We start from the raw sequence: 20,912 nt of genomic DNA, 5'->3' as shown, positions 1-20,912 counted from the left end.
AGGACAACTAGGGGGTACTTTTGGGGGTATTCCTGACATACCCCAAAACCATGTACCCCCAAAATAAAAACGATGCCACTCACTGACGCTAAGATCAAGACAGCAAAGCCACTGGATAAGGACTACAAACTCAGCGACGAAAAAGGCCTGTTCCTACTCGTCAAAAAGTCCGGCGGAAAGTACTGGCGAATGAAGTACCGCTATAGCGGAAAAGAGAAGCTTCTCTCCATTGGCGTATACCCCGAGGTCTCATTAGCTCAAGCCAGAAACGAGCGGGACAACGCACGCTCCTTGCTTGCCCAAGACACCGACCCAATGAACCACCGCAAAGCTCAAAAGGCCGCAAAGCTGCTAGCCAATGCCAATAGCTTTGAAGCGGTATCTCTGGAATGGATGGATAAGCGAGGCGCTAAGTCAGTATCAGGGGACGCAAGAATAAAGCGAATACTTGAAAAAGACTTATTCCCCTCCATTGGCAGCCAGCCCATTAGCGATATCACCCCACCAGTACTATTAAACGCACTCAGAAAAATAGAAGCCCGAGGGGCATACGAAACAACTAAGAAAGCCAAACAAACAGCCGGGCAAATATTCCGTTTCGCCGTAGCCGCTGGGCTGGCTGAACGAGATCCTTCCGCCGATCTAAAAGGGGCATTAAAACAAGGCAAGGTAAAACACTACTCAGCCCTTACCGAACCTAAAGAAGTCGGGCGCTTAATGGCCGCTATTCACGCCTACCAAGCCACCCCCGCCGTGTCGTCTGCCATTAAATTAGCACCCCTGTTTTTCTGCCGCCCTGGGGAGCTTCGCCAATTAGAGTGGAGTGAAGTTAATTTTGAAGATCGGCGGATCGATATACCCGCCGAAAAGATGAAGCTAGCAGAACCCCACATCATTCCACTGGCTGACCAAGCCTTAGCAATACTCAAAGAACAGTATAAAGTTTCTAACAATAGCCGCTACGTGTTCCCTAATGCCCGAGCACTATCACGCCCCCTTTCTGACAACGGAATGCGCATAGCCTTACGGACGATGGGTTACACCAATGAGCAAATGACACCCCACGGATTCCGAGCAATGGCCCGAACCTTACTGGATGAGGTTTTGGGCTTTTCTGTTGACTGGATAGAACACCAATTAGCCCACGCAGTAAGAGACACCAACGGCAGAGCCTACAACCGAACTAAACATTTAGAAGGCCGTCAACAGATGATGCAAAGCTGGGCCGATTATCTGGATACCTTACGCCTAGAGATAGATAACGTGATACCCATTACCGCAGCGAAAAAATAAGGGCTATATTTAAAAGACTAGACCCACCCTATATGTAGTGGGAACACTGGGAAACTGGGAACATTCATTATAACTACCTGTTTTATTTATAAATAATTGTTCCCAGTAGTGTTCCCACTTGATAAGCAGCAAGCGGGAACTGGGAACAATATTTTTAGACCGCGACACTCACAATAAGTCGTTAAAACACGGGACTGTACAAATAACCAGTTAACGGTTACTTTTCAGTTAAACCTAAACGATCATCTTTTGGCATGTACTTTATGAGCGGGGAAAAAGTCCTTAAAGCGTGGAATAGACTACGTCAACGAGCAGCTACCGAAGAATCTCAATTTAGCCAGTGGCTGACCGAAATCAGCCCAGATTTACCAATGTATTTTCGTTACGCACTTGCTGAATATTATGGGTGGTGTGGCCAACAACAACTTGGCCCTTACAACCACTTTGGGCACGCGATAAAAAGGCTAAACAGAGCAGCCGTTGAGCTTGATAGCGTATGGCGGGATCTATTCCCTGAAAGCTACAACGAATTAGAGGCTCGCTACGCCTGGGCCTTCCTAACCCCACTAGACTCAACCGACAAACTAGCGCAACAACAAAAGCGGCGAGAAGAAGTCGAACTCCAATACTCAAGCATTGCTATGACTGCGCTCAATCTTTACGAGCAAATCGAATGGGCTGATGAAGATGCCGCAATTAATGGCGGTTACGGCTATGAAAGCAACCTGCTCAAATTAACCGAACATGGGGAGCCAGGGCCTAAATTCCTTCTTTCACTTGCGGCATCAATATCGCCCTGCGAATTTTTAAAGCATGAACCATGGACAGAAAATCACCGTCAAACCAAAGAGCGCGAAACGGTCATTGTAGTTAGACCAACTAAAAGTAATGAAGCGCTACCTATATGGAGTGCAGATGGGAAAAATTACAGCGAAATTGGCGAGATATACCGATTGGAAAACTGGCAACATCCAAAACTAAAGTATTCAGATGGGCCGCCACCAAAACAGCGATTGTTAATCATCGGGAAAAATGACCAACGTCCTCCAACTTACCAAGTAGCTGACATCCCTAAGCGAGGGTACGAGATTAACTACACCAAAGGCCGTTCCCCCGCCCTTAACTATATCAGGCAGCTTCGCTGCGAACTTGGGCCCAATATTGAGTTAAAAGAATGGCATTGTGAAAAAATTATTCTAGGTGTTTTTGAGCAAGACCCTATCGACATGAAAATCAAGGAATTACTACAAGAACCCATAACACATAGTGAAGATTAAAGTCAAAAATTAACAAGGGGATGCTATCCCCTCGCTATTTTTAACGCTTACGGATACATCACAGATAGTCTCACCTGTACTGCGACTAACCGCAATCAACAGGGATAGAGACTATGCAAAAAGTAAACGCCACCCCCGCAACTTCAAAAATACAAACACCCGACCACCGCTATACAACACTGCCTGAAACGGGATTCTTAAGACTTAAGTCGATTATCGGCGACCGTAACGCTAAGCCACCGATACCAGCCTTGATACCCGTATCATCTGCGACCTGGTGGAAGGGTGTTAAAGAATTACGCTACCCCCAGCCTGTAAAGCTCGCCCCAAATGTCACCGCGTGGCGAGTAGAAGACATCCGCGAACTTATCCAGCGGCAAGGGGGATAAGCCGTCATGAAGAAACTCGCCTACATCTCACCAGCACACCCCCGCAAGTCTTGGACAAATCACGTCAGAGCACTTCCGGTGTACCTGATTACCGCCCTATTCCTGTATGCCACTCCCTTAAGCCTTGAGGATCTTCATTTAATTGAGCACTTCCACCGCGAGAATACCCCACACAGCGCGTTTAAGGTGGAGGGCATACTTTGACCACCCGCCAAGATATTCGCACGCTGATACCACCCTCGCGCCCCCGCAAAATAGCCCGCGTGCTGAACTACCTAGCGTGCGGCAACAGCATAAATTCAATTGAAGCCGAAACGCTGCTTAATGAACACAGCCTACCCAGCACTATAAGCACGCTTAAAAAGAAATATCGCTTTGAAATTATTCGGGTGGACGATCAAGAAAACGAGCGTTTTATGCGTTATAGCCTCGATACTTCACCGGACACTACCCAGCAAGCCTTTACGCAACTAATCGAATGGGGCTACAGAGATCCACAATTACAGCTATTTGCAGGGAAGGACACACATGAGTAACGACACTGGCGACGCCACCCCCGGCATTTTAAAAGGCCTGGAGTCTTTAATATTGGAAGCTGTGGAAATATACCGCGCTGACGACATTGAAAAAGTCCGCGAACAATTCCCATCTCAACGGCTAGCCAAGTTTAGAAATCACATAGCAAGCAAGCCTGATGAACGGGGTGCGCCATTGATGCTCTATTGGCCACACGGCGTATTTCGGCTTGGCCGTGAAGCCGACATCATCAATCCGCAAACTTTGTCACTGGCATGGATTGGGGCCGCAAGCGGAATGCCTGATTATTATTGCCGATGCCGCGCACTTTGGATGCTGCCTATATCGGGGCGGGGTTTTGATAACGTAGTGCCAATGCCCAGAAGCAAGGGGCCAAAATGAGCACAGGAAAACTTAATTTTAAATTGATTAATGACCGCGCTTTGCAGTCGATAGACTCCGTTCTTTCACGATGGCTACCGAACGGAAAACGACAAGGCAATGAATACGTAATAGCCAACCCAACGCGGCCAGATAGTAGTGCTGGCTCCTTCTCAGTAAATCTAACCAATGGCGTATGGTGCGACTTTGCAACCGATGACAAGGGTGGCGACTTAATCGCCTTAGTGGCCTACTTAGACCGCACCAAAAACGGTGAAGCCTGTAAAGCACTAGGCCAATTCCTAGGTATTGATCCAGCTATGGGGCACCAAGGCAATAACATCCAACAGAGCGCTACGCCACCACCAAAACAAAAGCCACCCTCGCCAGACTTTGAGCCGATACGCCCTATACCTGATGGCGCTCTTAAATCATGCCCTACAAGTATTCGCAACCTGGGGAAGCCTTCTCAATATTGGGATTATTTAGCCAGTGACGGAAAACAAATTCTATTACGAGTAATGCGATTTGATAACACCGCCACTAATGGCCGCGCGAAGGGTTACCGCCCGTTCTGTTACGGAAGAAACAATACAGGCCGTGTGGCGTGGCACTCCAAAGCACCTACAGCAAACCGGCCCCTATATGGCTTATATAAACTGGCGACCACCCCCGCCACTACCAACATACTACTATGCGAGGGTGAGAAGGCCGCTGACGCCGCACAGGTGCTATTCCCTGACACTGTAGCTATGACGTGGCCAAGTGGCTCCAAGGCAATCAGTAAAGCCGATTTTACGCCGCTTAGATCGCGTACAGTGTGGTACTGGCCAGACAATGACAAAGCGGGAGCCGACAGCATAGCGCCTTTACGCGCTGTACTTGGCGTGGCGGGGGTGGCCGACTTTATACCCCTTGATATAAAGCTATTTTCACAATATCGACCTGATGCCAACCCCAACACGGGAGAGGCAAAACTCAACACAGTAACCAATGACAACCAATGGCCTGACAAGGCTGATGCAGCCGACGCACTAGCCCTAGGGTGGAAAGCCGAACACATAGAATTACTGCTTAAAAACGGCCCTACCGGATCTCCAAAGCAAAATGCAAAACCAACCGAGCAAAGTAACAACAACGACATTACCAGCCGCTACCAATCAAGACCGGAAGGGCTGTATTCGTTTAATTCTAAGCTTGAAAAATACCAGTGTGTAGGTGGCCCATTACAAGTTACCGCGAGATCACGCGATAAACACAGCGAGGGCTGGGGCCTACTTGTGAGCTTTCAAGATTTCGACGGCTTAGAAAAGGAATGGAATATTCCCGGTTGCTTCTTAGTTACCGAGGGTGGCAATAAAGCCGTTGAGGGCTTAATACATAGAGGGTATAGGCTAGCCTCACACCGAGACGCGAAAAACCAGCTACGTGAATTCCTGATGGGGTACGACACACCCCAGCGAGTGCGCCTAGTAAACAGAATGGGCTGGCATGGCCACAATGCCTTTATGCTGCCCGATAGAGTAGTAGGCGAACCAGCCGAACCATTGCACTACTACAACGACGCGCCGTCACTCTGCAAAATCACAGTCGCTGGTGAGCTAAGCGACTGGCGAGACAATATAGCCAAATACTGCGAACGGAATTCGCTACTTACTTTCGCTGTTTGCACAGCCTTTGCGGGGCCGTTCCTTGATATACAGGGTACGGAATCGTGTGGCTTTCATTTCTTTGGCGATAGCTCACTAGGTAAATCTACCCTACTTAAAATCGCCGCTAGTGTTTACGGCAACCCCAACACAGGGGAATATACCAAAACATGGCGCACCACTGATAACGCGCTGGAAGGCATGGCCGCTGCGCATTCTGACTGCTTGCTAGTACTTGATGAGATCGGACAAATAGAGCCGCGCATTGTAGGGGAAACGGTTTATTCACTTGGTAGCGGTGTGGGCAAATCACGCGCCACTGAATCGGGAAATAACCGAGGCAACCAACACAGATGGCGAATAGTATTTATATCGAGTGGTGAAAAAACGCTAACCGATCACATGGCAGAAGCCAACCGTAAACCGCAAGCGGGTATGGAAATGCGGCTACTCACCATTCCAGCCAATCCACACACCGACAGCGAAGCAAGGCGCAATCTGGGCAACTTTGAACACGATCACGGCCTAGGGGGTGGCGCTGCCCTATCCACCCTCCTGACAGACAATGCGAGCCGCTATCATGGCTCCCCCATTATTCGACTTATTGAAGCAATGGTAGCGACTGACCGAGACAATCTAGCCGCACACTTAAACGCCACACGCGAGAATTTTAAATTTGAAATACTCGGCGGTAGCGCCAGTGGCCAAGCTCACCGCGCCGCTGATAAATTCGCCTTAGTGGCCGCCGCTGGCGAATACGCCTCACAGATAGGGGTTACAGGGTGGAAACAGGGATGGGCGACCTATGCCGCCAGCCGTGCCTTTCGATCTTGGGTGGCAATGCGTGGCGGGGATGGCAACATTGAAGACACCAAGGCGATAAACCACGTTCGAGAGATGCTTACCAAATACGGAGAATCTCGTTTTTCTCGCTGGGAAAACGAGGACGCACGCATCGACGAACACGCGCCACGAACTATGGAGCGCTGGGGCTTTCGTAAAACAGTAACCGAGCAAGACTCAATGCTTGGCGGCACTAGCGAAAACACCTACTACTTAACGCGAGACGGCCTAAAAGATATGTGCAAGGGCTTTGATATTGTCCATGTGGCACGATTACTAAAAGAACATGAAGCACTGGAAACCGATAAAGAAGAGGGGCGGCTCACTAAGAAAGTACGCCTTCCTGGCAGTGGGAAAAAGGCCGTTAACTGTTACGTCATTAACCTGTCTGCGTTACTTTTCGAAGATGATTCGCTAACTGGCGAGGGTGGCTCAGAAACTGGTGATCACTGGGATATTCCGAGCCTATAAAAACTAATATTTTTAGCAAGAATTATGCCACAAAGGTAATTTCCCCCACTTGGAATAGGGCAAAGAATCCAGAAGCGAGCGACCTAGCTTAATAGACATAAAATATTTAATGCAAATTAATGATTGACAGCCAACTACCGAGGGATTAAATTTTGAGACACTGGAAAACACAAAGCGGCCAACCGCATCCGACAGCCTCGCGGTTTTTTTTCGCCTGTAAAAAGGTATCTCGGTTTTTTATAGCCGGGTGGAGAGGCGGTAATACAATACCCGCAAGGGGAATAAGCCCGGAGCTACTTTGTGTGCTCCAGTTGACACCTGGCTACCAGCTACTAACCGGAAGCCCTACTAACTAAAAACACAAAGGATATACCACTATGGCAACGCCAGAAGACTCCCCCCAAGTTACCGCGCAAGTAGATTCAACCCGCGAGCTTTGCAACACCATTCAGTTCATGGACGCGCTTTCCCAAGAAGGCTTTGGACAAATTGCCTCTATAGCTGAGCTGCTTAAATCAGCCATAGAGAAAGGCATCGAAGATAATAATTTACGCCCAGAAGATTTATATATGAGCGTTTGCGCTATCCGTGGTAAAGCACAAGACATCGAGAACTGCATTAATAGCGAAGCGGAAAGCGTTGGCTGCAACTATGTTGGCAAGCTTAGCGACATTAAAAGAAAAAAAGCATTCGGATTAACGGCGGGGGTGGCTAGCAATGCTTAGTCGTAACTATTCTGGAACCCCTGAAGACTATATGGCCACCCCCGGAGTCAAGGATTACGGCGATATAGACATTGATGCCTTAACTAAAGCACTTAATCGAGCGGAATCTTTGTGTTTACTGCTAGAAGCCGAATTCGATGGGCCTCCTGATCGCTTGAACAATAGCGTTTTACTTAGTGCTGTTGGCGCCCTTGAAGCAATAATAGGACAAGCACAAATGCTAGTAAGTGCAACCCCGCACACGCCACCCATGCGATAGGCTTATTAGGAATTCATCATGTCAAATATCACACTCCAAGAAGCCCTTTTGATGGCCGCTGATGCTGCTAACCTTGGTCACTCATGTATCAATGATCTAGGTAGCTTATTCCAAGCTATCATAAAAATCGCTGACGCCAGCCCTAGCACCAGTAATCACCTCACAGTTGAGATGGCTAAAATTGGACAATACCTTGCCGACGACTGGGCCTACAAGATCAACCGCGAGCGCGAGGAAATTGAAGCATTACGAGGCCCACACTAGGCGAAGGGCAAGCAATCCAAACTAAGGTCACCCGCTAACCAACGACGACCATCCACGCTTAACACCGCCTAATATAGTCACCTAAAAATGTTCCCAGTCACTGGGAACTGGGAACAACTACCGAAAGCACTGGGAACAATTAATCCATTAATATTCAATTAGTTACAAAGGAATTCCCAGTTTCCCAGTGTTCCCACCACTTTCACCTCTACCCTAGGCATCAACCCCCGCGCCCCGTACTGGATTAATAAAGATTGCGGCCAATGGTAAGGAATCAAAACCGACAACCATCACCACAAAGCCAGCCGACCTGGCATAGGGGGCCGTTCAAAGCTTAGGGAGTCGATCATCGACACCGCCTCCCTAAGAGACTGTTCGCGAGAGTCATTTTTTATAGGGGGGGGGTTAAACATAGGGTGGTATTTACAGCACACTCCTTGGGGGTATCTAACCTAGCGAGGCCAATCCTAAAGTAAAAGGTACTCCTGAGGGGTGGTACACACGGGTAATTCGTGCCCCGTTCTATTTACAGATAGCCGATTTCACTAAGGGGGGTTGTATTCCAAAGTAATGAAATAGGTGGAGGGTAAAATGGCTCGCCAGCTAAACCCAAGTAACCACCTAAACTTATAGACACACATATTCAAGTGGAGCGATTAAGGATAGCGGCATAATTCTTGCATATTTATTATCTTTAGCATTAGTGATCGGGATCACCAAGACACGGTATAGATTAGCGACACCATCGACACAACCAACAACCCATTGAGAGCCACGCAATCTCACGCCTTGATTCCAAGTAGTCAGATAATAAGCACCCAAAAATGGTAAAAATACACAAAACAAATGAGGCACCTTGCAAGCTTGGGGGTACTTATGGGGGTACTTATTGAATTTCAATTAATTTAACTAATATATATCAATTACTTAGTGAAGTTATTCAACGCCTCTCCTGGCACCATTTACATTTAACCCTTTAAGATTTGTCGATTCACCCATAAAATGACCGCTTTGGCCAACTTATGGTAAAAACTCGCTACGGCCAAATTATGGTCAAAAAATTCTATCATTAAACACTAATTACCAGTATTTAGCCGACTCAATGATCGCGGGCCCACTCGTCTCTTGAAAGCATAAGCTGTCCTGCGATCTGGAGCGCTTGGTCTACTTATGGTGAAAACTGAGGCTGGCCACTTTTGAATAGCAGTGTTTCGAGCGCTTAACCCCAGACCAGTATTGGTAATCAGCGGTCAATTAGCAGGCTATTTACCTTACGGCTCACTGCATGGCAGATCAGCTAGTATTTTTAATAGTTGCCGCTTATCAACTATAATTTGACAAATTTTACGATCATTCTCGTCAGCCCCCTTCGTCATAATGTCGAGGACTAAAGGCTCGATGCTCTTCAGCTTTATAGATTCTGATGGAAATTGAATCCATCGCTCCGAAACTTCGCATCGCAACTTACCAGTCTGAGATTCTAGTCGGGCACGATCAGCAAAGCGGTTTGGGAACTTAATTATATCATTGCTCATGTATTCTCCATTTAGCCGTCCAGAACCGGTCACTGACCTCAAATATGACTTAGCGGATAAACCCCAACTTCCTTAGCATAAGCACCCGGTTATCCACCATCTAAAGAAAGGGGCTTTGCGTTGCAAGGCATTAAACAAAAGTGGGGAATCAGATTTGAAATCTTGAGAACCGTTCTGTAATGAGAGCTTGAAAGCATTGTAGAACTTTTCTATAGCTACCCAGAAATCTGGAGAGATCGCATGCGCTGAGTCGCTTTCTGGTAAATAGCGGACATTCAGATCAGAGAAAACTACGGGACTGCCTGTTGAGAAAGCGGCCCCAGCTCCGACAAAAGCCCCGAAGTAATAACTGAAGCGCAAGCAGAAGCTGTTGAAACACCCTATGCAGCTGGCAGCCCTTCAGGGCGCCGCCGAAGAAGCCCCCGCTCCGATTACTCCGGAAAAGATGTTGAGCCCACCTCAACGTTCTACACCGTCAAGAGTGGCGACAGTCTTTCGAAGATATACATGCGCTTTGCGTGGACAGAGCACAATTTGGTTGAACATGAGGCACTGCACAGCAGAATGACTCAAAACATCCGGTCACTCATCCACTGCGGATGACCCCAGCAAGACTACTGGCGATGAGGCCGCTTGGCGGCCATGGAATGAGGGGCAGCAAACAAGAATATGCGGCGGCAATTAAGCCGCGCACTTCACAGAATAACAGTCAGTGTTACTATTTCTAGTCAATTTCGTATAACAGCAAACCAGCAATATTCAAAGTGTATAGTGCTCACACCTCCACGTAAAAGCGACCTGAATGCTGGACACCAAACAAACACGAAATACCAGCAGCAATTCCCTCGTCTATTCGTTCCAGAAAGATCTTGCTGCGGGGCTTACTCAGCTTACTCAGAGTTCCCCCAACACCTCGACCAATTGCTCCTGTCGTGGCATACCGTTGAATTTATTGACCTGTCCGTCGCTCTCCCGAACGACGATGCCCGGCGTACCTCGAAACCCGGTGGCGCCCATGAGCACCTGGTTATCGTCGAGGGCCTTTTGCACCTCGGCCGGAATACTCTTTGCTGGAGTGATGCCCCCTTGAGCAAACTTTCTTTCGTTTTCCAATAACGCTGCTGATGGGTCAGGTGCTTGTAGGATCGCGGCGGCCTTGGCGGAGCTGTCCGCTTTGATAACACCTACGAATACATGACGCAGCTGCACCTTGCCCGCATCAACCCACGGGCGAGCTGCTTGCCAAAAGCGATTACAGTACGGACAGTTCGCGTCACTGAATGTATAAACAATACGTGGTGCATCGGCGTTCCCATCTAACACCCAAGTGGCAGCTTCCAGTTGTGCCCAGGTTTTATCGCTCATTGGCGTGGCAACCAGGTTCTGAAGCATCTCTGCATCTACCGGCTCACCACTGGCATCCAACCGCGTGCCTACGATTGCGCTCCCATCACTGGTGACGTAGACCGCAACGGGCTGATAACCGGCGACACCGGCAAAGGCGCGCAAATCGCCACTGATATCAAATTCCTGCACGACGTGAAGACCTTGAGTTTCCAGTGCCTGCAGGACCTTTGGCCTTTCTGCGTTTTCCGCCTGGCTGCAGCTGGCCATTAGCATAAGGCTAACAACCACGCTGAGCGAAGCATATAGGTGCCTGTGAAGTATAAGTTTTGAAAACATGACTATTCCTTGATTAAATGGTTCTTGCTTGAATTGGGTTTATCTCAAGTGGGCTTACTCGAATTGGTCTTGTCTCTATTGGGCTGAGGAAGGCGCAAAATGACGCGACATTGTGCTCCTGAAGCTGGCTTGGGTGCTTTCACCCATATGCGAGTGCACCATGCGCCCCTGCGCATCGAAAAATAATGTTGTAGGTAAAGCTCCGGCACCCATGGCATGCATAGTTTTGGAGAATGGATCAAGCAATACATCGGTCAGGGCCAGGCCTTCACTCTTAAGAAATTCCTGCACGTCCTGAGCGCTTTCTCCTTGGTTGACCATGACAATGGCCACCTGCGGAAACTCTGCTTGAGCCCATTCGAACACTGGCATCTCACGGCGACAAGGGGGACACCAAGTTGCCCATAGATTAACCACCGCTGGACGACCTTTATAGGACATCAGCGAAATAGGCTGGTCATCAAGTGTTGTCAGCTGAACGTCTGGCATAAGCGGTTTCTGAAGCAACGCACCCACCATTGCACCTACAGCGAGCCAGGCTGTAACACTGATTAATACTCCTGTCACAACGGGACGACGCAGCGCCGTTAGTGTGCGTGTCCGCCACCAGACAAACGCGAGCGCTGCCAGCACACCTACCCACCAGGAGAATCCACCATCGCTGATGGAGATCATCGACATCGGTGCTGCCAGGTAATCCTCCCACCATCGAGCGATATATCCCAGCCTGGCCGCAATTACCCCCCAGAATACGGCATCAAGGAGCACCCCCCCGGCTAGTTTGTGGGAGGTCTCTGGCAGGCGCTTGGCAACAGTACGCGTCACCAGCCAGGCCAGTAGTATGGCAGCGAGTACGCTGACGGTCTGAATCGAGAATGGGCCAATACTTGTCATGGTGTACCTGCTTTATTTAAATGGCTTAGAAAGTCATTTGCACTGATCTCACCCACGACACGCAGGTCTCGGCGCTCGGTGCCATCCGGCCCCACCAGAATAAGCGTGGGCGGCCCCATTACGCCCCAATGTTTGAGCAAGGCCTGGTCAGTCGCGTCGTTGAGCGTCACGTCTGGACGCACGATTTGCATGTTTGCCAGACGTTTCGCTATTACCGGGTCACCGAATACATTGCGCTCGATCACATGGCAGCTGATACACCAGTCAGCGTAGAAGTCGATCAGAGTCCACTGGCCCCGAGTCGCCGCTTCTGCCAAACGGGCATCCACGTCCGCCACCGACTTGGCCTGCACATAGGTCGGTGCAACTACCGTAGAAGCTACCGCCGTACCGCCATGTAAATGGATCAATGGCTGCAATGCTGAATCACCCCCCGACGCCGCGCCTATAAGCATCAGCACCGACCACAGTCCGGCAAAAGCTGCTCCGTTACGTAAGCTCCATACCAGACGCGGCTTAGCTGGCACAGCGTGCGCCCACGCAATCAAGCCGACGGTGACAGACAATAACCAGAGACCCCAGAGAACCAGACTCACAGTGCCGGGCAGGAAACGGTTCAGCATCATCACCGCAAGACCGACCATGACATAGCCAAAAGCAATATTCACCCTGTCCATCCATGCGCCTGGCTTAGGCAGGATGCGGGCCCCGAACGTCGCGATTGCCAACAGCGGCAACCCCATGCCCAAACCCAGTGCAAACAGGGCCAAACCCCCATAGAGCGCACTACCGGTTTGCCCGATGTACAGCAGCGCTCCCGCTAGTGGCGCGGTCATGCACGGACCGACCAACAGTGCAGACAAAAAGCCCAGTGCTGCAGCGCCGACCAGATTACCCCCTGATTGACCGCGTCCTGCCGACTCGACCCGATTTATCAGCGCGGACGGCAAGCGCAAGGTGAACAGACCAAACAGAGAGCCGGCCAGGATAAGAAACAACGCCGCGAATGAGCCCAAAAACCATGGCGACTGTAGCGTCGCCTGAAGATTGGCTCCAGCAAGCCCGGCTGCTACCCCCAACGCCGCATAGGTACCCGCCATCGCCAGCACGTAAGACAGGGAGAGCGCGAAGGCTCGCCGCGGCTTAGCCTGACAGCCGACCACTATGCTGGAGACGATGGGGATCATCGGTAGTGTGCAAGGTGTGAATGCCAACAGCAGGCCAAAGCCGAAGAATAGCAGCGTGCCCGACACCGGCCCGAGGGCCGCGAGTCGCTGAGCAGCCGCTTGGTCTTCGCCCATCTCGACACTCAGGCCTGTGCTGTCTGGGCGCGCCGCGCTAGAACTTGCTTCCGGCGCCATAGAGTACCGCTCTGCCAGCTGATCATTGACGCTGCCGCCCTCAAGCTCTGCCAGCGTACCGCGTGGTGGCTGTGTCGGTGAGTTTTGTACAAAGGAAGCGTTTTGCTCACTCCTTGGCAAATTAACCTGTAGAGTCTGCGGCGGATAGCAGATGCCGGCTGCGGCACATCCTTGCCAATGCAGCGTTAGCGAGCCTGATATATCTAAGGGAAAATGCAGGCGCAGCATGTCGCCAGTATAGATTTCTATGTCGCCAAAAAAATCATCATTAGTGGCTATGCCTGTTGAAAGCTCCAACTCGATCGAATCTCCTTGCCCGTCAACAAGTTTTAATGAATGGCGGTAAACATAGTAATCATCGGCAATGTTTCCATTGACCACGAAATAATCATCTTGCTGGCGAACATCCTCCAGTTTGAGGACCTCCACAGCGTCCAGAAATTCGGCGTCCTTGCCCCAAGAGAACAGGCCTCCACCAGCCCATGCGCTGCCATTGGCACAAAAGAAAAGAAAAACAATCACTAGCGCATGTTGGTACAGAGGCAATGTTGGCTCCTCCAAGAAGCAGGGTATTTAAAGAATGATGTACCCTCTTTGTTAAGTGAAACTAAGTTTGGCGCGGGACCCATATCGGTATATACAATCGGGGCTTACATCCCACGGGTTTCATACCTAAGATGGGCGTTAATTGAAGCTGAATGGAACGCAAATGCGGGTATTACTGGTAGAGGACGACGAGCTAATCGGCAGAGCGATTGTCGCTGGACTGAATAAGCATGCCATTGCGGTACATCACGTTTGTACAGCCTTCGAGGCCGAAGCTGCGCAAATAAATGACACCTTTCATGCTCTGGTGCTCGACCTCGGCCTTCCCGACCGCGACGGTATGGAGCTGCTGGCAACCATGCGAGCGTTCGAGCCCTGTTTACCTGTGCTCATTCTCTCGGCGCGCGATGCCATTGAGCATAGACTCACGGGACTAGAGGGTGGAGCAGACGATTATATGGTCAAACCATTCGACTTGCGCGAGTTGGCAGCGAGATTACATGCGCTGGTAAGGCGCACCCAAGGTCGAGCTACCCAGACTATTGAAGCAGGACCTTTGCGCTTAGAACCCAGCAGTGGTCTGGCCTGGTTTCACAACGACCCCTTGACTCTGTCACGGCGAGAAGTCGACCTGCTGGCTCACCTTGCCACTTCTGATGGTCGCTGGATGACTCCTGACACCCTTAACGAACGCCTGTATGGGCTGAATGAGAAAGTCGGCAGCAACGCACTCAACGTGCATATTCACAATATTCGGCGGAAGTTGGGCGCTGAGTCAATCGAGACCGCACGCGGGCTAGGCTACCGCTTGGGTTGGAGGCTTATAGTATGAGCTTGCGACTTCGCGCCGTACTGATAACAGGGATTGCCTTAATGGTGCTTTGGGCTGCCGCGGCTGCATGGATGATGCAAGGAATGCGTGCCAATCTGGATAGCGCACTCGACGGTCGTCTGGCCATGTCGGCGCGGATGGTGTCGGGGTTACTGAAAGGCGCAATACTGGACGTCAACTCCTCGCCTGCTAACGTCACCGATGCCATTCGTGTCAGTGGTAACGACGGGATCGGCTGTGAGATTCGGGCGCTGCGTGGCGAAGTGATAGCGCGCACCGGCAGCAGCCCCGCTTCGGATTTCGACACGCTGCCTGTTGGTTACAGCACCCGAGAAATTCAGGGAAGCCAGTGGCGAATTTACGTGTTGCGTGACAAGGGTTACCAGATCACCACCACCGACCGTATTGATGAGCGGGGCATCCTGATCAATGAGCTGCTGCGTGCGGCCGGCGTGCCGTTCCTGATTGCATTCTTTGGCGGCTTGGGCGCGCTCTGGATTGGCATCGGGCGTGGCCTGGCTCCGCTGAAAACTCTGAGCGAACAATTGCGTGCTAAAGAGACTGACGACACCACCCCGATCGCTGTCGACCATTCACCTACAGAACTACGCCCGGTGCTAGGCGCGATGAATGGACTGCTCGGGCGATTGGCACAAGCACTGTCCAGTCAACGCGCATTCACTGACGCGGCTGCACACGAATTGCGTACACCGCTAACGGTGATCGACACCCACCTGCAAGTCGTGCGGATAAGCGAAGGAGAAGAAGCGCAAGCCTCGCTTGCTGATGCTGAAGAAGGCGTGCGGCGACTGCGACGCACGCTTGATCAAATGATGACGCTGGCTCGCACTGAGGCCACTGTCGACAAAGCCGACGGCTGTACCTCAGTGCTCACCGTCATCCACAGTGTGCTCGACAAGGTTGGCGCAGACCAACGAAGCCGTTTGACCCTGACCGTCGATGGCGCCGATGCTGGAACGCCGATTCCGAAGTCCATGCTGGAAGCCGCTGTTCGCAATTTGGTGGATAACGCCATTCGCTACTCATTTGAAGACACAGCCATTGAACTGAGCGCAGCATTCAACCTCGCCAGTCAGCGTTGCGTCGTTGCAGTAGCAGACCGCGGCCCCGGCCTAAGCGCGGAACAGGCCGCTCAAATTGGCAGGCGCTTCTGGCGTGGAGATCAGGGACGGCAGCGTAAGGATGGCTCGGGTCTTGGCATCTCGATTGTGCGCGCCATCGCAGACCGATTCGACGGTGCGCTGACGTTAACCCCCCGCGATGGAGGAGGCCTGATAGCAGAAATCCAGATTCCGCTTGCCTAAGTGTTCAATGAGTTAGCGCCTTTTCAGTCGATCTGGTCGATAGGTCTTCTAAAACTTTATAAACCAGAGGCACAAAAAGCAGGGCAAGCGTGCTCGCTGCCAGCATGCCGCCGACTACCACCGTGCCGATTTCCTGCCGGCTTGCCGCCCCGGCGCCAGTGGCAAAAATTAAGGGAATAGAGCTGATGATGAAGGTGCTTGCCGTCATCAGAATAGCTCGGAAGCGCTGAGCGGTGGCATCAAGGGCGGCCGAGGTGGAGTCCATGCCTTGGCGACGATTTTGGGCGGCGAACTCGACAATCAAAATGGCATTCTTGGCCGCCAAGCCTATCAGTACAAGCAACCCTACCTGAAAATAAAGATCATTTGGAAAACCTCGCAGATGGGTGGCGATCGCTCCGCCCAGCACCGCGAAGGGGACGCCGGTGGCAACCGCCAGCGGCAGCGTGAGTCGTTCGTATTGCGCCGCTAAAATAAGGAATACCATCAGCAAGCCCATCAAAAATATCCCCACACTGCTGCCAGATGTTTGATCCAGCTGATAGGCCTCGCCTACCCAACCCATCTGTGTGTCGGCAGCAGCGGTCAGGTTTTTGACGACTTCCTCCAATGCTAGCTTGGCTTGCGCACTGGTGTACCCAGCAGCTGGGTTAGCCATCACCCGTACGGACGGGTAGCCGTTGAAGCGCGTCACCAAGTCGGCACCGCGGCGGCGCTCAAGGGAGACCAGACTGCTCAGAGGCACTAGGCTACCGTTATCGCTACGCACAGAAATATGCCGCAGATCTTCTGGCTGGCGACGGTATTCGCTGTCGGCCTGCACATAGACGCGCCAGAGCCGCCCAAGATGGGGGAAGTCGTTGACGTACATCGCGCCTAAGGTACTTTGCAGTGTGCTGTAGATGCGTGAGACGGGAATGCCCATAGCTTTGGCTTTCTCCCTATCCACCTGCGAATGGTATTGGGGTACGCGGGACTCGAACATTACGTTCAGGGCCGCCAGTTCAGGACGTTGCGCTCCCGCCGTACGAAGCTCACCAGCTACTTGTTCTAGCAGTGCTGTGTCGGCACTACCACGCACTTGCAGGTAGCCTTCCACACCGCCGGTGAGTGATAGACCCGCGATGGGGGGTGGCGTAAAAGACCGCAGGTTGGCTTCAAGCACGTTTGCGTTGAGATGACGCACTCGCTGAGCAATGCTGAAGGCATCCTGGCCAGCAGCGGATCGCTCACTCCAGTCTGCCAAATTTACGAAGCCACCCAAGGCATGGGTGCGCATTACGCCATTCACTAGATCGAAACCAGCAAATGAAATAAAACCTTCCACTTCGGGCATCGCTGTAATTTCATCGGAAATACTTGCGCGGGCGGCTTCTGTGCGTGCCAGCGAAGCGCCAGACGGAAGCTGTCCCAGCACACGCACTACGCCCTGGTCTTCGGCTGGCAGCAGGCCTGACGGCAGATAACTAACAGCCAAACCGGCTGCGCCCACAAAAGCCACTAATAAGACCAAAGCGACGCGGGAGTGCCGGAGTAGCCAACTTACAAGCGCGGTGACGGCGGCGGTCATTGCTGCCAGGCCCGTATTGAATGCGTTGAAAAATCGGCCCTTGGTAGCGTTATCGCGTGTCAGTGCAACATCTTTGAGCAAGAGCGCACACAGTGTTGGGGTCAGGGTCAAGGCTACCAACCCGGAAATCACGATAGCAATAGCAATAGTAACCGCGAACTGCTGGTACAGAACGCCGCTTAGGCCTTCGATGAATACCACTGGGGAGAACACGGCTACTAACACCAACGTTGACGAGATAACCGCGCCACTTATTTTCCTGACAGTTTCTAGCGCGGCATTTCTCGCAGTCATACGCTGTTCGCTCATCAGCCGCTCCACCGACTCCATAACGATGATGGAGTTGTCCACCACAATACCGATCGCCAGCACCAAGCCGAAGAGGGTGAGCATATTGAGTGAAAAACCCAGCAGCAACATGCCGGCAAAGGTACCGATCAGCGAAACGGGGATGGCTGCCAAGGTAATCAGTGTTGTGCGAAAATTTTGCAAGAACAGATAGCTGACCAGCACCACAAGAACGACGGCGATGAACAGAGTGATCACCACCTCGCGGATGGACGTTCGCACGAAATCCGTGGTGTCGTAGGCGATTATGTATTCGAGCCCGTCGGGAAAGCTCGTCTTCATGTCATCCAGTGCCTGGCGAACCAGGTCCGCAGTATCAAGGGCGTTCGCGCCCGGTTTCAAATAAATTTGAAACGGAACGGCGGGCGCGCCATTGTAAATCCCGGAAAAACTGTAATCTTGCGAACCCAGCTCAATGCGCGCCACATCGCGCAGCCGCAGACTGGCACCATCGGCATCTGTGCGCAGTAAAATGGCTTCAAACTGTTCCGGCGTGGCGAGTTGCCCTTCACTGGTGATGGTGAGGGTGAAGTCTTGCTGTTCGGGATCGGGCGCGGCGCCCAATCGGCCAGTGGCGAATTCTGAGTTTTGGTCCCGCAGAGCAGACGCGATATCCTCGGCAGTAAGCTGGTAATCGGCGAGCTTGATCGGATCAATCCAGATACGCATGGCGTAGTCTTGCGAACTGAAAAGGCGGGCTTCACCGACCCCGTCAATACGCCCGAGTTCATCGAGCATATTCAGCAAGGCATAATTGCTGATGTCTATCATTTTCAGGCTGTCATCCGGTGAGGTAAGCACACCCAGCAGGAGAATATCGGTGGGGCGGGCTTCGACTCGCAAGCCCATGTCACGGACGACTTGTGGCAACCGTGGCGCTGCGGCTTGCACCCGGTTGTTGACATTGATCGTGGCCTGGTCTGGGTCGGTGCCAATCTTGAACGTCACTGTGAGCTTCAGTTTGCCGGTATCAGTTGTGGTGGCATCCATGTAGATCATGTCGTCCACGCCGTTGATTTCCGCTTCCAGTGGAATCGCTACAGAGTTTGCTACTACGGTCGCGCTGGCACCCGGGTAGGTGGCGGTGACGACCACTTGCGGTGGTACCACCTGCGGGTACTGTTCGAGTGGTAACTGACGCAAAGCCGCTAAGCCCGCAAGCGTGATGACAATAGAAATAACGCCGGCAAAAATTGGCCGATCTATAAAGAAACTAAGCATTAAGGCTGTCCTTCTCGGCCGGCGATTATGGCCGCCGAAGAATCGTCCCGCAGCGCGACCTGGCCGTTTACTACCATCTGATCACCCGCTTGTAAACCGGAGAGCACCACCTGACTGCCATTGAGTATAGGGCCAAGCTCAAGGGGCCGAGCGATCGCTTTATTCTCGCCGTTTATCGTGAACACCTGGGGCCCGTTCGAACCTTCGCTTACCGCTTTGGGGTCGATGAGAAATACATCGTGGAATGTCCGCAGCGGTATTCGTACACGCGCGAACTGGCCCGGCAGTAACTCTCCGCTCGGGTTTGGAAAAATGGCGCGTAGCCCAATGGTGTCGGTTGCGGGGTTGATGTGGCTGGCGGTGAAATCAAGTTGCCCCTTTTGTTCGTAAATGTGACCACTCTCGAGAATCAGGCTAACGGTTTTGGGGGCCGAGTCAGCGTTGCGTCGAAGGCGCGCATCCTTGGCGGGCAGGGTGAAATGGAGTTCGATGGGATCGAGCGGAACTAAGGTGGTGAGCAAGGTGCCAGGTTGCACCAGATTACCTTCGGCGACTGCTTCAAGGCGGCTTATCCCCGTTACCGGCGCCTCGACTCGGCTGTAGCCCAGTATGCGTCCCGCGTCGTCCGCGGCGGATTGTGCCCGTTTGAGTTGAGCCTCGGTGACCTGCATCGCACTGTCCGCCGTGTCCATGTCGTCTTCGCTTACAATTTTGCGTGCGAACAGTGCTTTTATTCGATGCAAGTCTCTCTCGGCTTGAATCCGGTTGGCTTTCGCCTCGTCAAGCTCCGCTTTGGCGCGGCGCAGCGCCAGCCTATAAGCCTCAGGATCAATCTGAAATAGCGTATCACCTTTCTCGACTAGCGCTCCCTCGGTATATAAACGCTGCTCCAGTATGCCCCCCACCTGTGCGCGTACTTCGACTTCGCCCGTACTTCGCAGTCGGGCGGCGTAGGTTCCGACCTGCACGGTATCAGTGAGCTCTACAATGGCCACACTCACTTTGGCTGCAGGTCTCTCGCTTTGTGGTTGTGGGGATTCGCTGCCGCATGCTGATAGCACAATCGTCAAAAGGGCAAGCAAGAGGCAGTGGCAAGGACGTGTAGCAAGGAATGATAATAGCTGCGTAGTGCGTGGCATCGAGTGAGTTCCGGAAGTAATGAGGGGCAATTGACTATCGCGCCATTGAACCAGAGTATTATTAAGTGACAATAAAGATTTAGTCCGGCCTGCTTGACGAGACCCCTCGACGCTATGGTCTGAGGGCGGCCCAAGGCAATTTGTATCTCGCGCGGTACCGTGCCCTTGGCGAAGCGCTATGCCGCAATGGCAGGGGCAGAAATTCTTGCTGATCTGATTAAATGCATTAAGTAGGCTCGCCAAGGCCTTAGTGGAAATGACTCTTCTGCTCAAGTGCCTTGACGATATAAATCAACGCCTCATATCCAAGGTCACCGATGCCGTCATTGATGAAGTGATTGAATGGCAGTCGCGGCCGCTGGATGCGGTGTATCCCATTGTTTATCTGGAT

The 20,912-nt window shown here is 51.9% G+C and carries 17 protein-coding genes and 1 pseudogene; 13 read left to right on the top strand and 5 right to left on the bottom strand.

Annotated elements, in window-relative coordinates:
- The first annotated feature begins 72 nt into the window (after positions 1 to 72).
- The 10 genes from HNQ57_RS14005 to HNQ57_RS13960 all read left to right on the top strand — a co-directional run bounded on the left by HNQ57_RS14005 (position 73) and on the right by HNQ57_RS13960 (position 8,067).
- Positions 73 to 1,293: a tyrosine-type recombinase/integrase gene (locus HNQ57_RS14005; RefSeq protein ID WP_184464009.1), complete on the top strand. Its 1,221-nt coding sequence runs from the start codon at positions 73 to 75 to the stop codon at positions 1,291 to 1,293.
- A gap of 263 nt (positions 1,294 to 1,556) precedes the next feature.
- Positions 1,557 to 2,570 (top strand): hypothetical protein, encoded by a 1,014-nt coding sequence (locus HNQ57_RS14000; RefSeq protein WP_184464007.1) that lies wholly within the window; start codon positions 1,557 to 1,559, stop codon positions 2,568 to 2,570.
- Positions 2,571 to 2,683: 113 nt separating this feature from the next.
- Entirely contained in the window at positions 2,684 to 2,959 is a 276-nt protein-coding gene (locus HNQ57_RS13995) for a helix-turn-helix transcriptional regulator (RefSeq protein WP_184464005.1), read from the top strand.
- A gap of 6 nt (positions 2,960 to 2,965) precedes the next feature.
- A complete protein-coding gene (locus tag HNQ57_RS13990; RefSeq protein WP_184464003.1) occupies positions 2,966 to 3,163 on the top strand; it encodes a hypothetical protein in 198 nt (65 codons plus the stop codon).
- The gene (locus HNQ57_RS13985) at positions 3,160 to 3,495 is read left to right on the top strand and encodes a hypothetical protein (RefSeq protein ID WP_184464001.1); all 336 of its coding nucleotides are present in this window, start codon (positions 3,160 to 3,162) and stop codon (positions 3,493 to 3,495) included. The genes HNQ57_RS13990 and HNQ57_RS13985 overlap by 4 nt, the downstream gene beginning before the upstream one ends.
- Positions 3,488 to 3,877 carry a hypothetical protein gene (locus HNQ57_RS13980; RefSeq protein WP_184463999.1) on the top strand — a complete coding sequence of 130 codons (390 nt, stop codon included), beginning with the start codon at positions 3,488 to 3,490 and terminating at the stop codon, positions 3,875 to 3,877. Before HNQ57_RS13985 ends, HNQ57_RS13980 begins: the two co-directional genes overlap by 8 nt.
- A complete protein-coding gene (locus tag HNQ57_RS13975; RefSeq protein WP_184463997.1) occupies positions 3,874 to 6,819 on the top strand; it encodes a DUF927 domain-containing protein in 2,946 nt (981 codons plus the stop codon). Before HNQ57_RS13980 ends, HNQ57_RS13975 begins: the two co-directional genes overlap by 4 nt.
- Before the next feature lie 377 nt (positions 6,820 to 7,196).
- On the top strand, positions 7,197 to 7,544 hold the full coding sequence (locus tag HNQ57_RS13970) for a hypothetical protein (RefSeq protein ID WP_184463995.1): 348 nt from the start codon (positions 7,197 to 7,199) through the stop codon (positions 7,542 to 7,544).
- On the top strand, positions 7,537 to 7,803 hold the full coding sequence (locus HNQ57_RS13965; protein WP_184463993.1) for a hypothetical protein: 267 nt from the start codon (positions 7,537 to 7,539) through the stop codon (positions 7,801 to 7,803). Before HNQ57_RS13970 ends, HNQ57_RS13965 begins: the two co-directional genes overlap by 8 nt.
- Before the next feature lie 18 nt (positions 7,804 to 7,821).
- Positions 7,822 to 8,067 carry a hypothetical protein gene (locus HNQ57_RS13960; RefSeq protein WP_184463991.1) on the top strand — a complete coding sequence of 82 codons (246 nt, stop codon included), beginning with the start codon at positions 7,822 to 7,824 and terminating at the stop codon, positions 8,065 to 8,067.
- Positions 8,068 to 10,496: 2,429 nt separating this feature from the next.
- Here the strand turns inward: HNQ57_RS13960 and dsbG are convergent.
- From dsbG to dsbD, 3 genes are all read right to left on the bottom strand, one after another.
- Positions 10,497 to 11,285, bottom strand: coding sequence for a thiol:disulfide interchange protein DsbG (gene dsbG / locus HNQ57_RS13955; RefSeq protein WP_184463989.1), 789 nt, complete (start codon positions 11,283 to 11,285; stop codon positions 10,497 to 10,499).
- Between the two features lie 75 nt (positions 11,286 to 11,360).
- Positions 11,361 to 12,179, bottom strand: coding sequence for a TlpA disulfide reductase family protein (locus tag HNQ57_RS13950; protein WP_184463987.1), 819 nt, complete (start codon positions 12,177 to 12,179; stop codon positions 11,361 to 11,363).
- Positions 12,176 to 14,086: a protein-disulfide reductase DsbD gene (gene dsbD, locus HNQ57_RS13945; RefSeq protein ID WP_184463985.1), complete on the bottom strand. Its 1,911-nt coding sequence runs from the start codon at positions 14,084 to 14,086 to the stop codon at positions 12,176 to 12,178. The genes HNQ57_RS13950 and dsbD overlap by 4 nt, the downstream gene beginning before the upstream one ends.
- 163 nt (positions 14,087 to 14,249) lie before the next feature.
- Here dsbD and HNQ57_RS13940 point away from each other — a divergent pair, with 163 nt between their 5' ends.
- Together HNQ57_RS13940 and HNQ57_RS13935 are read left to right on the top strand one after the other, a co-directional pair.
- Positions 14,250 to 14,918 (top strand): response regulator, encoded by a 669-nt coding sequence (locus HNQ57_RS13940; RefSeq protein WP_184463983.1) that lies wholly within the window; start codon positions 14,250 to 14,252, stop codon positions 14,916 to 14,918.
- Positions 14,915 to 16,243: an ATP-binding protein gene (locus HNQ57_RS13935; RefSeq protein ID WP_184463981.1), complete on the top strand. Its 1,329-nt coding sequence runs from the start codon at positions 14,915 to 14,917 to the stop codon at positions 16,241 to 16,243. Before HNQ57_RS13940 ends, HNQ57_RS13935 begins: the two co-directional genes overlap by 4 nt.
- A gap of 4 nt (positions 16,244 to 16,247) precedes the next feature.
- Here HNQ57_RS13935 and HNQ57_RS13930 read toward each other — a convergent pair whose 3' ends face one another.
- Positions 16,248 to 19,382, bottom strand: a complete 3,135-nt coding sequence (locus tag HNQ57_RS13930) for an efflux RND transporter permease subunit (RefSeq protein WP_184463979.1) — start codon at positions 19,380 to 19,382, stop codon at positions 16,248 to 16,250.
- Positions 19,382 to 20,383: an efflux RND transporter periplasmic adaptor subunit gene (locus HNQ57_RS13925; protein WP_221301731.1), complete on the bottom strand. Its 1,002-nt coding sequence runs from the start codon at positions 20,381 to 20,383 to the stop codon at positions 19,382 to 19,384. Before HNQ57_RS13925 ends, HNQ57_RS13930 begins: the two co-directional genes overlap by 1 nt.
- Positions 20,384 to 20,807: 424 nt before the next feature.
- On the opposite strand from HNQ57_RS13925, the pseudogene HNQ57_RS13920 reads away from it, so the two are divergent.
- Positions 20,808 to 20,912 (top strand): annotated as a pseudogene (locus HNQ57_RS13920) (transposase); the annotation flags it as partial.

It is taken from the genome of Zhongshania antarctica, from assembly GCF_014202945.1.
GTDB classification, from domain to species: domain Bacteria; phylum Pseudomonadota; class Gammaproteobacteria; order Pseudomonadales; family Spongiibacteraceae; genus Spongiibacter; species Spongiibacter antarcticus.
The sequence above is the reverse complement of the archived record's forward strand: the minus strand, read 5'-3'. Positions and strand labels throughout refer to the sequence as shown.

What these genes read in the sequence shown, in the direction of transcription:
- HNQ57_RS13965 (WP_184463993.1), top strand. Translation starts at nt 7,537, where the DNA reads ATGCTTAGTCGTAACTATTCTGGAACCCCTGAAGACTATATGGCCACC.
- HNQ57_RS13935 (WP_184463981.1), top strand. Translation starts at nt 14,915, where the DNA reads ATGAGCTTGCGACTTCGCGCCGTACTGATAACAGGGATTGCCTTAATG.
- HNQ57_RS13995 (WP_184464005.1), top strand. Translation starts at nt 2,684, where the DNA reads ATGCAAAAAGTAAACGCCACCCCCGCAACTTCAAAAATACAAACACCC.
- HNQ57_RS13980 (WP_184463999.1), top strand. Translation starts at nt 3,488, where the DNA reads ATGAGTAACGACACTGGCGACGCCACCCCCGGCATTTTAAAAGGCCTG.
- HNQ57_RS13975 (WP_184463997.1), top strand. Translation starts at nt 3,874, where the DNA reads ATGAGCACAGGAAAACTTAATTTTAAATTGATTAATGACCGCGCTTTG.
- HNQ57_RS14000 (WP_184464007.1), top strand. Translation starts at nt 1,557, where the DNA reads ATGAGCGGGGAAAAAGTCCTTAAAGCGTGGAATAGACTACGTCAACGA.
- HNQ57_RS13970 (WP_184463995.1), top strand. Translation starts at nt 7,197, where the DNA reads ATGGCAACGCCAGAAGACTCCCCCCAAGTTACCGCGCAAGTAGATTCA.
- HNQ57_RS14005 (WP_184464009.1), top strand. Translation starts at nt 73, where the DNA reads ATGCCACTCACTGACGCTAAGATCAAGACAGCAAAGCCACTGGATAAG.
- dsbG (WP_184463989.1), bottom strand. Translation starts at nt 11,285, where the DNA reads ATGTTTTCAAAACTTATACTTCACAGGCACCTATATGCTTCGCTCAGC.
- HNQ57_RS13960 (WP_184463991.1), top strand. Translation starts at nt 7,822, where the DNA reads ATGTCAAATATCACACTCCAAGAAGCCCTTTTGATGGCCGCTGATGCT.
- HNQ57_RS13930 (WP_184463979.1), bottom strand. Translation starts at nt 19,382, where the DNA reads ATGCTTAGTTTCTTTATAGATCGGCCAATTTTTGCCGGCGTTATTTCT.
- HNQ57_RS13990 (WP_184464003.1), top strand. Translation starts at nt 2,966, where the DNA reads ATGAAGAAACTCGCCTACATCTCACCAGCACACCCCCGCAAGTCTTGG.
- HNQ57_RS13940 (WP_184463983.1), top strand. Translation starts at nt 14,250, where the DNA reads ATGCGGGTATTACTGGTAGAGGACGACGAGCTAATCGGCAGAGCGATT.
- HNQ57_RS13950 (WP_184463987.1), bottom strand. Translation starts at nt 12,179, where the DNA reads ATGACAAGTATTGGCCCATTCTCGATTCAGACCGTCAGCGTACTCGCT.